Source organism: Rhizobium sp. 9140 (assembly GCF_900067135.1).
In the GTDB taxonomy this organism is placed as follows: domain Bacteria; phylum Pseudomonadota; class Alphaproteobacteria; order Rhizobiales; family Rhizobiaceae; genus Ferranicluibacter.
This window is the reverse complement of record NZ_FJUR01000001.1, coordinates 161,855-174,742: the sequence shown is the minus strand read 5'-3', so window position 1 is coordinate 174,742 and position 12,888 is coordinate 161,855. Positions and strand designations below refer to the sequence as shown.

The 12,888-nt window shown below is 63.1% G+C and carries 8 protein-coding genes and 1 tRNA gene; 5 read left to right on the top strand and 4 right to left on the bottom strand.

Annotated features, from left to right (window positions below; translation table 11 throughout):
- The first annotated feature begins 254 nt into the window (after positions 1–254).
- On the top strand, positions 255–1,085 hold the full coding sequence (locus GA0004734_RS00895) for a DUF1206 domain-containing protein (RefSeq protein ID WP_175386159.1): 831 nt from the start codon (positions 255–257) through the stop codon (positions 1,083–1,085).
- A gap of 116 nt (positions 1,086–1,201) precedes the next feature.
- On the opposite strand, the gene GA0004734_RS00890 is transcribed toward GA0004734_RS00895, so the two are convergent.
- Positions 1,202–1,276, bottom strand: a tRNA-Val gene (locus tag GA0004734_RS00890).
- A 106-nt stretch (positions 1,277–1,382) separates the two neighbouring features.
- Complete coding sequence (cpdR1, locus tag GA0004734_RS00885) at positions 1,383–1,745, bottom strand: response regulator CpdR1 (protein WP_018327941.1); 363 nt, start codon at positions 1,743–1,745, stop codon at positions 1,383–1,385.
- A 219-nt stretch (positions 1,746–1,964) separates the two neighbouring features.
- Here cpdR1 and GA0004734_RS00880 point away from each other — a divergent pair, with 219 nt between their 5' ends.
- Both GA0004734_RS00880 and hisN read left to right on the top strand, forming a co-directional pair.
- Positions 1,965–2,849, top strand: a complete 885-nt coding sequence (locus tag GA0004734_RS00880; RefSeq protein ID WP_092930394.1) for an N-formylglutamate amidohydrolase — start codon at positions 1,965–1,967, stop codon at positions 2,847–2,849.
- Between the two features lie 402 nt (positions 2,850–3,251).
- A complete protein-coding gene (hisN, locus tag GA0004734_RS00875; RefSeq protein ID WP_092930392.1) occupies positions 3,252–4,025 on the top strand; it encodes a histidinol-phosphatase in 774 nt (257 codons plus the stop codon).
- Between the two features lie 13 nt (positions 4,026–4,038).
- Here hisN and GA0004734_RS00870 read toward each other — a convergent pair whose 3' ends face one another.
- Positions 4,039–5,004 carry an alpha/beta fold hydrolase gene (locus tag GA0004734_RS00870; protein WP_245292461.1) on the bottom strand — a complete coding sequence of 322 codons (966 nt, stop codon included), beginning with the start codon at positions 5,002–5,004 and terminating at the stop codon, positions 4,039–4,041.
- 743 nt (positions 5,005–5,747) lie between these two features.
- Here GA0004734_RS00870 and GA0004734_RS00865 point away from each other — a divergent pair.
- On the top strand, positions 5,748–6,224 hold the full coding sequence (locus GA0004734_RS00865) for an Hsp20 family protein (protein ID WP_092930390.1): 477 nt from the start codon (positions 5,748–5,750) through the stop codon (positions 6,222–6,224).
- 67 nt (positions 6,225–6,291) lie between these two features.
- On the opposite strand, the gene GA0004734_RS00860 is transcribed toward GA0004734_RS00865, so the two are convergent.
- Positions 6,292–7,347 (bottom strand): threonine aldolase family protein, encoded by a 1,056-nt coding sequence (locus tag GA0004734_RS00860; protein WP_092930388.1) that lies wholly within the window; start codon positions 7,345–7,347, stop codon positions 6,292–6,294.
- Between the two features lie 590 nt (positions 7,348–7,937).
- On the opposite strand from GA0004734_RS00860, the gene gltB reads away from it, so the two are divergent.
- Positions 7,938–12,689, top strand: a complete 4,752-nt coding sequence (gene gltB / locus GA0004734_RS00855; RefSeq protein ID WP_245292307.1) for a glutamate synthase large subunit — start codon at positions 7,938–7,940, stop codon at positions 12,687–12,689.
- Positions 12,690–12,888: the final 199 nt, after the last annotated feature.

The following is a 12,888-nucleotide window of genomic DNA, read 5'->3' as shown; positions in this document are numbered from 1 at the left end:
CCCGCCACGCGAGCGACGATCCTCGCTGACCTACCCTGTCGATCAGCCGTCGGCCGTGATGCGAAGCGCATGCGTTTGGAGGTCTTCCGGGAGGCGCTGCATTTTCTAGGCGTGGAACAGTTGTTGTGCCGATGGTCGCGACACGGCTTCCGTCATTGAAAATCCGAGCGAGCGATCAATGTCTCCCTTCGAGGCGCAGGCCGCGCGGGCCGTGTCCCCTGTCCTGCACGTTCGCAATGATGATCGAGGGGAATATGGCCAACAAATTCGAGTTTCTCGCCCGGTGGGGATATGCCGCCCGTGGCGTTGTCTACATAACGCTCGGCTTGATCGCCCTTCTTGGCTCGTCTGCCGGTGAGGAGGCGAGCACCCATGGTGCCCTGTCCAATCTGCTCGGTCAGCCGTTCGGGCGCTTCCTGCTGGGAACCGTCGCCATCGGCCTCATCGGGCACGTCCTCTGGCGGCTGGCGCAGGCGCTGCTCAATGCGGACAATCAGGACAGCAGCCTGAAGGGCTATCTGGCGCGCGGGGGGAACCTTGCAAGCGGTATCATCAACGGCACCCTGGCGCTTGCCGCAGCACGGCTGGTCATGGCGTCCGGCGGATCTTCGAATGGCGAAGGCGGTCCGGCAGCTTGGCTGATGCAGCAACCGTTCGGCCGATTCCTCGTCGGCGCCTTGGGTCTGATCGTCATTGCCGCCGGCGCCGTTCAGGCATGGCGCGGGATCTCGGGGAAATATCGGGAGCGCCTCCAACTGCCGTCCGGCAGAAGCGATCTCCTCGGCGGCGTTTCCGTTTTCGGTCTCGTCGCGCGCGGCCTCGTGCTCTCGATCACCGGCGGGTTCTTCGTGTTCGCAGCCATGGTGGTGGACTCAGGGCAAGCAGGAAGTGTGCCCGAGGCGCTGGACTGGGTGCGCAACCTGCCCTCGGGAACCTATCTCTACGCTCTCGCCGCTGCGGGTCTGGTGGCTTTCGGTCTCTACAGCTTCATCGAAGCGCGCTACCGACGGATCGATGCACCCGAGCAGGCGGATGTAAAGCGCGGCATGGCGAAGGCCGCATCGGCCGTCGATAGACTTTCATAGCGCTGTTTTTGATCAGTTAGGCCCTGATTCTGCGTTGGCATTGTCATGAAAGCGCGAAGAACAAGGAAACGTCCAAAACAAAAAAAGCCCTGTCGAAACAGGGCTTTTGAATGGGATGGTGGGCGTGACAGGGATTGAACCTGTGACCCCTACGATGTCAACGTAGTGCTCTCCCGCTGAGCTACACGCCCATCCGTGCCGCGCATAGACCACAAACCTTTTTGAGCGTCAACTGGCATCATGATGCTTTTTTGACAAAAGAGGCGGGCCGGTGCGGGGGCTTGTGTCGGCGCCTTGTCAGGCGGCGAGCATCTTGTTCACTTCGTCGACCAGGTCGCGCAGGTGGAAGGGCTTGGAGAGGACCTTGGCGTCCTTCGGGGCCTTGCTGTCGGGGTTCAGCGCCACGGCAGCGAAGCCGGTGATGAACATGACCTTGAGGTCAGGGTCGAGTTCGGTCGCGCGGCGCGCGAGTTCGATCCCGTCCATTTCCGGCATGACGATGTCGGTGAGGAGAAGCGAGAAAGGCTCTTCCCGCAGCCGGTCGTAGGCACTGGCGCCGTTGTCGAAGGAAAGGACCTTGTAACCGGCTTTTTCCAGCGCCTTCACCAGGAAACGGCGCATGTCGTTGTCGTCTTCTGCGAGGAGAATTTTGGGACTCATGGATTTCCAGCCGTTGCTGTCTAGGTCTTATTGTTATGACGGGAAGGTGCGGTCGCCTCATGAAACCGCTTCGGGGTAAATATCCCGTGAAGACCGGCCGTCAAGGGCCGGGCACCACGCGAGCCCGCAACCCTCGTGAGGGGCGACTATGGACACAGATGCGGCCAACTGGCAACATGAACGAAGCGGCAAGATGACGACATGGTAAAAAGGATCGTGATGGAGGAGACGGTTCGGGAGCACGACCTGTTTTACGTTCGCGAGCCGGACCATCAGCGAATTCCCTTTGTTTTCAACTCTCCGCACAGCGGCAGGCTCTATAGCGACGCGTTTCTGGCGCAGTCGCGGCTTGATGCGCGCACGATTCGGCGCTCCGAGGATCATTATGTGGATGAGCTTTTCGGGCGTGCGGTCGGGCTCGGCGCGCCGATGCTGGTCGCGCATTTCCCCAGGGCTTTTCTCGACGTCAATCGCGAACCTTACGAGCTCGATCCGCGCATGTTCGATGGTGCGCTGCCGCCGCATGCCAATATCGGCTCCATGCGGGTTGCCGGCGGTCTCGGCACCGTGCCGCGCCTCGTGGCCGAGAACATGGAAATCTACCGCACCCGCATGCCGGTCGAGGACGCGCTGGAGCGGATCGAGACGATCTACAAGCCGTATCATGCGACGCTTCGGCGGCTGATTGCGCGCACCCATGTGCTGTTCGGGCGGGCGATCCTGATCGATTGCCATTCCATGCCCGGCAATGTCCGCGTGGCGGGCAGCAGCATGCGGCCGGATATCATCATCGGCGATCGCTACGGCACCAGTGCCTCGGCCGATCTGTCCCGCATGGCGGTGACGCTGCTGGAGGATCTCGGCTTCACGGTAACACGCAACAAGCCTTATGCTGGCGGGTTCATCACCGAGCACTACGGGCGTCCGAGGCGAGGCCTGCATGCGCTGCAGATCGAGATCAATCGCGGGCTCTATGTGGACGAGACGACGCTCGTGAAGAAGCCGGAATTCGATTGGCTGGCGCATATTCTCGGAACGTTCTTCGCGGAATTCGCAGCTCATGTGGAAAGCTCGACCGAGAGCCTGCCGCTCGCCGCGGAATAGGCGCCCCCGACATGCTCAGTCGGTTCTGCCGTGGAGGCGACCGGCCAAAAAAAACCGCGCTTGTCGCGCGGCTAAGTCTAGGGAGGAAACACCCAAGGAGGGTATTTACAGCCACGAGTGACTGTAGGGCGAGTTTGATATTGCGGCGCACAATTGTCAAGGCCACTTTGCCGCGTGTGGCGAATCGGCGACGGGTTAAGTCTTAGCTTTCGCAAGTAAATTTTCACTCTTGCCTAATCATTGAGCGGAAATGTCGGCGTGGCGTGCGAATGTGCATACGACTTGTGCGGATCGCCCGAGAACTGCTGAAATCTTGTTCGGCATTTTCTTTTAAAAAAATTCGTCTAAGCATCCACAGATCGGCTTCGGGTCGATCTTCACGTCCATCGCCAGGAGAGTGCCATGTTGCCGGACCGCCCGTTCTTCGATCGCCTTGCGGATGCAGCCAAGGCGGAGACGTTGCCACGGTTTCGCATGGGCATCGGCGTTTCCAACAAGCTGGAGAGCGGGTTCGATCCGGTGACCGAAGGCGACCAGGCGGCGGAGCGGGCGATCCGGGCCTTGATCGAGGACGCTTTTCCGGAACATGGCATCCTTGGGGAGGAATACGGCACGGTGGGGGCGGATCGCGATTACGTCTGGGTCATCGATCCGATCGACGGCACGCGCGCCTTCATCTCCGGCCTGCCGGTCTGGGGCACGCTGATCGGCCTTTACCACAAGGGCCGGGCCGTGATGGGGCTGATGGACCAGCCCTTTACCGGCGAGCGCTTCTTCGCGGCGGACGGCGTTACGCATTACCGGGGGCCGGAGGGCGAGCGGACGCTGGCAACGCGCGACTGCGCGTCCCTGTCGGAAGCCACCATGTTCACGACCTCGCCGGCGCTCTATCACGGCGACATCAAGACGAAGTTCGAGGCGGTGCAGGACAAGGTGCGTCTCGCCCGCTACGGCTGCGATTGCTATGCCTTTGCGCTTCTGGCGGCCGGGCATATCGATCTCGTCATCGAAGCCGGCCTGAAGCCTTACGATGTCGGCGGCCTCATTCCGCTGATCGAGCAGGCTGGCGGCATCGTGACCGACTGGAATGGCGGGCGCGCGGAAATGGGCGGGGAGGTGATCGCGGCGGGAAGCGCGGCACTCCACGCGGAGGCTCTGGCGATCCTCAGGGGCTGACCCGCAAAGAGGCTCAGAGCACGAGCATATCGTCGCCGCTTAGGCTCTCCGTCACGTCGGGGCCGGTGCTGCCGGGGATGAAGGCGTCGATCGCCGCGATTGCCTGCGCACGGTAGCGGTCGTCCTCCTGGAAGACCTCATGGCGGGCGCCATCGATGGGGATGAGCGTGGCGGCGCGGAAGTTGCGGGCCAGCGCCTCGATGGCGGCATAGGGCACCAGACGGTCGCGCGTGGGGGCGAGCAGCAGCGTCGGCACGGTGATGCGCGTCAGGTGCTCGCGGCGCGTGACGCGGCGGATGGCGCGGAAGGTTTCATGCAGCCAGCGCGCGCTCGGGGCTCCTAGCGCCAGTTCGGGATGGGCCTGCGCGATTGCGGCGTTGCGGGCGTAGCGCACGGGGTCCGATGAAACGAGGTTCTGCGGGAAGAGCATGGGCTGCTCCTTCGAGAGGGCCAGGGCGCCAAGGCCGAACAGGCTGAAGGCGGCCGAGAGCAGGCCGATCTTGCCATGGCTCATGCGCTGGTTGCCGAGCGCCACGAACGGCGCGTTCAGCACCATGCGGTCGATCCGCGTTGCCAGTCGCGGCGCCTGTGCCAGCGCCACCAGCGCACCCATGGAGTGGGCGACGAGAAAGAACGGCAGGCGCGTATCCGGCAGCACGATCTTCTCAAGGAAGATCGACAGATCTTCTTCATAATCCGAGAAGCGGCGCACATGGCCCCGGCGCAACTGCTTCAGCAGACGCTCCGACCCGGCCTGTCCACGCCAGTCGAACGTTGCGACCCAGAGGCCGCGCGCGAGCAGATCGCCGATCATCTCGAAATATTTCTCGATGGATTCGTTGCGGCCGTGGAGAAGAACGACAGTGCCCTTGGCTGCGGTGTCGCCGCTGCGAAACACGGCATAGCGCAGGCGTCGTCCACCGGCGCCGGTAAAGAAGCCGACGGTGTGGCGACGCGGATCGGCGGCGGCAGGCGGTATCGGATTATCCGGCGTTGGAAACAGGCGCGGCTTTAGAAGCGTTTCATCCTCGGCGCGCGGCACGTCCCCGGACCTCGTCGCGATCGTGGCGACAGCGTTCCTAGAGTTACCGGTGTCATGTCTTTGCGGAGCGGAGCGTGTCTGCATCTGGGGTTCCCGATCGGCGGTCTCGGCGTCGTGCGGCAGTGCCGTCAAGCGTCATCCTAGACCCGCAGCCTTTCGGGCGGGTGAACGACAGACGCCGCGGCCGGACGGCAAGGAATAGTGTTCGCGCGGTGGGCGGTCAAAGGATTGTCTTCCTCCGCTGCGCCCGACCAAAAAAGGGGCCGGAGCGGCGGGGAACCGCTTCCGGCCCGGAAGGGCGAAACAGGAGCACAACGGGGAATGCAACCTTTCAGGGACGATCCGGCTGCTGTCTTGTTCCTGTCTCGATGAACCCGTTCTAGCGCAGGTCAGGTGAACCGAAACGGAACCGGCCGTTCATCCTGCGTTTATGTCGATGCCGGCACGCGGCCATGGATATGCAGATGTAAGAAATCAAGGGCTTGGCTTCGTTCGAGCGACAATCGAAAAATGTCGATGCCTCGTAATTTTGTCGTTCGAAGACCTCTTGACGGTCGAAATCGCCATTCCCATCTCATGGTCACAGGCGCCGAAGATGGCCTGACCACCGGCCTTGCCATCGCCGCTTACGGGATGACGGGCCAGACATCGCAACACGTTGCTCGAATAGTGAGGACACCATGCGTCACGTTGATTTTTCTCCCCTCTACCGCTCCACCGTCGGCTTCGACCGGCTGTTCACCATGCTGGACAGCCTCGGCCAGCCGGACCAGTCGCAGAGCTATCCGCCCTATAATATCGAGCGGACCGGCGACAACACCTACCGGATCACCATGGCGGTTGCCGGTTTCGACGAAAGCGAACTTTCGATCGAAGCGCGGGAACACACGCTGACGGTCAAGGGCGAAAAGAGCGAGGAGCAGACGGCTGAAAACCAGTTCCTGTATCGCGGCATTGCCAAGCGCGCGTTCGAGCGCCGCTTCCAGCTGGCCGAATATGTGGAAATCCGCTCCGCTTCCCTGAAGAACGGCCTGCTGCACATCGATCTCCTGCGTGAGATCCCGGAAGCAGCCAAGCCGCGCCGCATCGAAATTTCGGCCGCGCAGAGCGCACCGAAGCAGATCGAGGCGAACCAGGTCGAAGCCAGCGTCAACTGATCGACAGCCGATCGCTTGATGCCAAGAGACGGCGTCCCGGAAGGGGCGCCGTTTTTCGTTTGTGGTCTCACGCGCTACGGCAGCCTTCGAGGAAGGCATCGACATCGGCTGCTTCGGTGGCGAAGCTGGTGACCAGACGGTACAGGTCCTCATTCGCACCGAGCGTGCCGGCCAGCGCATGCGGCACGGGCCAGTCGTAGAAGAGTGCACCCTTCTCTTTCAGGGCGTCTGCATTCGCGGTTTTCAGGATCACGAAAAGCTCGTTGGCATTGGAGGGCCAGGCAAGCCGGGCGCTGTTGCTGTCGGCGATGCCGTCGGCCAGTCGCTTGGCCATGGCATTGGCGTGACGCGCAAGGTCGAGCCAGAGATTCTTGTCGAGATAGGCTTCGAGCTGGGCCGAGACGAAGCGGGTCTTGGAGAAGAGCTGGGCCGAGCGCTTGCGGAGATACGGCATATCGCCGGTCTTCTTCGGATCGAAGAGAATCAGGGCTTCGGCGCACCAGCAGCCGTTCTTGGTACCTCCGAAGGAGAGAATATCGACGCCGCGCTTCCAGGTCATCTCTGCGGGCGTAGCATCCAGCGCGACCAGCGCATTGGCAAAGCGCGCGCCATCCATGTGCAGCGGCAGGGCATAGCGCTGCGCGATCTGCGAAATCGCCGATATTTCGTCGAGCGTATAGACCGTGCCGGCCTCCGTCGCCTGCGTCAGCGTCACAGCCATCGGCTGGCCCGCGTGAACGAAGCCCGGCGGGAAGCGCTTGATCTCGGCCTCCAGCCGCTCCGGTTCCATCTTACCGAAGGCGCCGTCGACCGGCGCCATGCGCGCGCCGAGCGAAAAGAACTCGGGGGCGCCGCATTCGTCGGAATTCACATGCGCCTCGCGGTGGCAGAACACATGGCCGCCGGGGCGGGTGACGCTGGCGAAGGCCAAAGAGTTTGCCGCCGTGCCGGTGCCGACGAAGAAGACGGCGACCTCCCGCTCGAAGACCTCGGCCAGCATCGCCTCCACCCGGCGGTCGAGCGGGCTCGTGCCATAGGCCGGGGCAAAGCCCGGCGCTGCCTTGACCAGGCTTTCCGCAATGAGGGGATGGGCGCCGGCCCAGTTGTCGGAGGAGAAGATCATGGGGCTTCCGATGGTCGAGAGAGGAGGGCGGATCCCGCCGCGAGGCACGCGGCGAACCGTGACCGCGACGATAATCCGACGGCGTCGGCAATCCAATCCTGACACTGCACGATCGGAACAATCGCAGACCATTTTGAAACCAAAGGAAAGGTGTCGGCCATTCCGCGTAATATTCTTTCGTCAATGTCGGGGCAGCCGACATTTTCGGATTGATGACGCCGATTATTTAACCCTTCTCCCTTGCAGTCACTGGCACTTTCTGGCATAGAGCCTGTGAAATAGGACAGGCTTGCTGTCCTATTTCGGTCTGACGACCGAAGGGCCTGAAGCGCACATCCAAGCGGCGCGGGGCCTGAACAGGGAAGCACCTGCGCATGCGACGAACCACAAGGTCTCTCGTGTGTCTGGCTTGAAGCCGGTGTTCTCTGTCAAATGGTCGCGGATCATCTGACCCGGCACCGCCAAGCTTCGTTTGCGAGCGGCACAGGATCATGCAACGATAGACCGGGCGACACAACGCGGTTGAAGCCGCGCGTGCGCCCCGACGACGGCAGGCCCGAGAGAGAAGGGCCGCAACTGGAGGGAAGACGATGACGCAGATCACGCCATCACATGACGCCGCATCCCATCGCGTAGAGGCCGAGGTCTCCGCGACGACGACGGCCGTTTTCCCGAAAGCCTTTCCGGAAAATACGTACAAGGGTGGCCTGCCGGCAAAGCAGGGCCTCTACGACCCGCGCAACGAGCACGATGCCTGCGGCGTCGGCTTTGTCGCTCATATGAAGGGCGTCAAGTCGCACCAGATCGTGCGCGACGGCCTGTTCATCCTTGAGAACCTGACGCATCGCGGTGCCGTGGGTGCCGATCCGCTGATGGGCGACGGCGCCGGCATTCTGGTGCAGATCCCGGACCGCTTCTTCCGCGAGGAGATGGCGGCGCAGGGCGTCATCCTGCCGCGGGCCGGCGACTACGCCGTCGGCTACCTGTTCATGCCGCAGGACGAGGCGCAGGTCGCGCATTTCAAGCAGGTCATCGCCGATGTCGTTGCTGAAGAGGGGCAGTCCCTGCTTGGCTTCCGCGATGTGCCTGTCGATAATGCCTCGCTGTCGAAGGCGCCGCATATCGCCGCGACCGAGCCGCGCCACGTTCAGATCTTCATTGGTGCGGGTCGCGATGCCGCGACGAACGCCGAATTCGAACGCCGTCTCTTCACGCTGCGCAAGGTGATCTCCAACCGGATCTACGACGCCTACAAGGGTGCGGAAACCGGCTTCTATCCCGTGTCGCTATCGTCGAAGACGATCATCTACAAGGGCATGTTCCTCGCCTATCAGGTCGCCGCCTATTTCAAGGATCTGGAGGACCCCCGGTTCGAGAGCGCGGTCGCGCTCGTGCACCAGCGCTTCTCCACCAACACCTTTCCGTCCTGGAAGCTCGCGCACCCCTACCGCATGGTCGCCCATAACGGCGAGATCAACACGCTGCGCTCCAACGTCAACTGGATGGCAGCGCGTCAGGCGTCCGTGTCCTCGCCGCTCTTCGGCGACGACATCTCCAAGCTGTGGCCGATCTCCTATGAGGGCCAGTCGGACACCGCCTGCTTCGACAACGCGCTCGAATTCCTCGTGCAGGGCGGCTATTCGCTCTCGCATGCGGTGATGATGCTGATCCCCGAAGCCTGGGCCGGCAACCAGCTGATGGGCGCCGAGCGCAAGGCATTCTACGAGTACCATGCCGCTTTGATGGAGCCGTGGGACGGACCGGCAGCGGTCTGTTTCACCGACGGCCGCCAGATCGGCGCGACGCTCGACCGCAACGGCCTGCGTCCCGCGCGCTACCTCGTCACCGATGACGACCGCGTCATCCTCGCCTCCGAAGCCGGCACGCTGCCGGTGCCGGAAGAGAGCATCGTCAAGAAGTGGCGCCTGCAGCCGGGCAAGATGCTGCTGATCGACATGGAGGAAGGCCGCATCATCTCCGACGAGGAGGTGAAGTCCTCGCTCGCCAGCCAGCACCCCTATCGCAAGTGGCTGGACAACACGCAGCTGATCCTCGAGGAGCTGAAGCCGGTGGAGCCGCGCGCGCTGCGCCGCGACGTGTCGCTGCTCGACCGCCAGCAGGCCTTCGGCTACACGCTCGAAGACACCAAGATCCTGATGTCGCCGATGGCGACGACGGGTCAGGAGGCCATCGGCTCGATGGGGACGGATACGCCGATCTCGGCCATGTCGTCGAAGTCGAAGCTGCTCTACACCTATTTCAAGCAGAACTTCGCGCAGGTCACCAACCCGCCGATCGACCCGATCCGCGAAGAGCTGGTGATGAGCCTCGTCTCCTTCATCGGGCCGCGGCCGAACATCCTCGATCATGTCGGCGCATCGCACGCCAAGCGGCTCGAAGTGCGCCAGCCGATCCTGACCAATGGCGATCTCGAAAAGATCCGCTCCATCGGCCATACGGAAGACCGGTTCGACACCAAGACGCTCGACTTCACCTATGATGTCGCGCGCGGTGCTGAAGGCATGCCGGAAATTCTCGACCGGCTCTGCGAGCGGGCAGAAGCCGCCGTCAAGGGCGGCTACAACATCATCGTGCTTTCCGATCGTCAGGTCGGTCCAGACCGCATCGCGATCCCCGCGCTGCTCGCGACCGCTGCCGTTCACCACCACCTCATCCGCAAGGGGCTCCGCACCTCGGTCGGTCTTGTGGTCGAATCGGGCGAGCCGCGCGAGATCCATCATTTCGCGCTTCTCGCAGGCTACGGCGCGGAGGCGATCAACCCCTATCTCGCTTTCGACACGCTGACCGACATGCACAAGCGCGGCGAATTCCCCAAGGAAGTCGACAGCAGCGAAATCGTCTATCGCTACATCAAGGCTGTGGGGAAGGGGATCCTCAAGGTCATGTCCAAGATGGGCATCTCGACCTACCAGTCCTATTGCGGCGGGCAGATCTTCGATGCCGTCGGTCTCTCGAGCGAGCTGATCGAACGCTATTTCTTCGGCACGGCGACGCAGATCGAAGGCATCGGCCTCAAGGAGATCGCCGAGGAGACCTTCAACCGTCACCAGGCGGCCTTCGGTCCCGATCCGGTGCTGACCAATACGCTCGACGTCGGCGGCGAATATGCCTACCGCATGCGCGGCGAGGGCCATGCCTGGTCGCCGGACTCGATCGCCTCGCTCCAGCATGCGGTCCGTGGCAATGCGCAGGACCGTTACCGCGAGTTCGCCGACATGGTGAACGGCGACGCGTTGCGCATGAACACCATTCGCGGCCTCTTCACCATCAAGGGCGCGGAAGGTCTCGGCCGCACGCCGATCTCGATCGAAGAGGTCGAGCCGGCGACCGAGATCGTGAAGCGCTTCTCGACCGGCGCCATGTCGTTCGGCTCCATCTCGCGTGAGGCGCACACGACGCTCGCCATCGCCATGAACCGGATCGGCGGCAAGTCGAACACCGGCGAGGGCGGCGAGGAGAGCGACCGCTATTTCCCGCTTCATGACGGTTCGGCGAACCCGGAACGTTCCGCCATCAAGCAGGTGGCATCGGGGCGCTTCGGCGTGACGACGGAATATCTGGTCAATGCGGACATGCTGCAGATCAAGGTGGCGCAGGGTGCAAAGCCCGGCGAAGGCGGTCAGCTGCCCGGCCACAAGGTGGACGCGACGGTTGCCAAGACCCGGCATTCCACGCCTGGCGTCGGTCTCATCTCGCCGCCGCCGCACCACGACATCTACTCGATCGAAGATCTGGCCCAGCTGATCTACGACCTGAAGAACGTCAATCCGGAAGCGAATGTTTCTGTCAAGCTCGTGTCGGAAGTCGGTGTCGGCACGGTTGCGGCCGGCGTCGCCAAGGCGCGCGCCGACCATATCACGGTCTCCGGCTATGATGGGGGTACCGGGGCATCGCCGCTGACCTCGCTCAAGCATGCCGGCAGCCCGTGGGAAATCGGCCTTGCCGAGACGCACCAGACGCTGGTGCTGAACGGCCTGCGGTCGCGCATCGCCCTGCAGGTGGACGGCGGCCTGAAGACCGGCCGCGACGTCATCATCGGCGCGCTTCTGGGTGCCGACGAGTTCGGCTTCTCCACCGCGCCGCTGATTGCCGCCGGCTGCATCATGATGCGCAAGTGCCACCTGAACACCTGTCCGGTGGGCGTGGCGACGCAGGATCCCGTCCTGCGCAAGCGCTTCAAGGGTGCGCCCGAGCATGTGGTCAACTACTTCTTCTTCGTGGCCGAAGAGGTGCGGGAAATCCTCGCCTCGCTCGGCGTATCGAAGTTCGACGACATCATCGGCGCTTCGGAGCTGCTGGAGAAGGACACGCTGATTTCGCACTGGAAGGCGAACGGGCTCGATTTCTCCAACATCTTCTACAAGGTGGATGCGCCGAAGGCTGCGACCTACTGGACGGAGAGGCAGAACCACCCGATCCACGATATCCTCGACCGCAAGCTGATTGCGGAAGCGATGCCGGCGCTGGAGTCCAAGACGCCCGTGAAGATCGAGGCGACGATCAAGAACGTCGACCGGTCGGCCGGTGCGATGCTCTCGGGCGAGGTTGCCAAGCGCTGGCGCCACAAGGGGCTGAAGGACGATACGATCTTCGTCACGCTGCGCGGCACGGCGGGCCAGTCGTTCGGCGCGTTCCTCGCGCGCGGCATCACCTTCGATCTGATCGGTGACGGCAACGACTATGTCGGCAAGGGCCTCTCCGGCGGCCGCATCGTTGTGCGTCCGTCCGAAGCGTCCAAGATCAAGGCCGCGGAATCGATCATCGTCGGCAACACGGTGCTCTACGGCGCGATCTCGGGCGAGTGCTACTTCAATGGCGTGGCCGGCGAACGTTTCGCGGTGCGCAACTCGGGCGCCATCGCGGTGGTCGAGGGCGTGGGCGATCACGGCTGCGAATATATGACGGGCGGCGTGGTGGTCGTGCTCGGCGAGACGGGCCGCAACTTCGCGGCCGGCATGTCGGGCGGCGTCGCCTATGTTCTGGACGAGAGCGCCGACTTCCCGCAGCGCTGCAACATGGCCATGGTCGAGCTGCAGCCGGTGCCGGAAGAGGATGACATGCTGGAGAAGCTGCATCATCACGGCGGCGACCTCATGCACAAGGGCATGGTGGACGTCTCCGGCGACATGACGCGCCATGACGAGGAGCGGCTGGTACAGCTCATCTCCAACCATCTCCACTATACGGGTTCGCCCCGCGCCAAGGATATCCTCGACAACTGGGCGGACTTCCGGCCGAAATTCCGCAAGGTCATGCCGGTCGAGTATCGTCGCGCGCTCGAAGACATGGAGCGGATGAAAATGGCGGAGGCTGCCGAGTAATCGGCAATCTCGTCCGGGGCGACGTTCACTGTTGCCCCGGTTGAGCCTCCAGCGATCTGTCTTGCCCAGGCGGGCGGATGGTGCCGCTCCGGCCTCTCCTGCGGGTCCTGTCCCCAAGCCGATACGGGCGCGCCCGATCCGGCTGGGGCGTTCTCGCGAAATCTTGAAGTTGCGCATTTCGATCCGCGCTAGAATGAAC

Bases quoted from the DNA above. Each gene is read 5' to 3' on its own strand.
- GA0004734_RS00895 (WP_175386159.1), top strand. From the start codon at position 255: ATGGCCAACAAATTCGAGTTTCTCGCCCGGTGGGGATATGCCGCCCGT.
- hisN (WP_092930392.1), top strand. From the start codon at position 3,252: ATGTTGCCGGACCGCCCGTTCTTCGATCGCCTTGCGGATGCAGCCAAG.
- gltB (WP_245292307.1), top strand. From the start codon at position 7,938: ATGACGCAGATCACGCCATCACATGACGCCGCATCCCATCGCGTAGAG.
- GA0004734_RS00860 (WP_092930388.1), bottom strand. From the start codon at position 7,347: ATGATCTTCTCCTCCGACAACTGGGCCGGCGCCCATCCCCTCATTGCG.
- GA0004734_RS00880 (WP_092930394.1), top strand. From the start codon at position 1,965: ATGGAGGAGACGGTTCGGGAGCACGACCTGTTTTACGTTCGCGAGCCG.
- GA0004734_RS00865 (WP_092930390.1), top strand. From the start codon at position 5,748: ATGCGTCACGTTGATTTTTCTCCCCTCTACCGCTCCACCGTCGGCTTC.
- cpdR1 (WP_018327941.1), bottom strand. From the start codon at position 1,745: ATGAGTCCCAAAATTCTCCTCGCAGAAGACGACAACGACATGCGCCGT.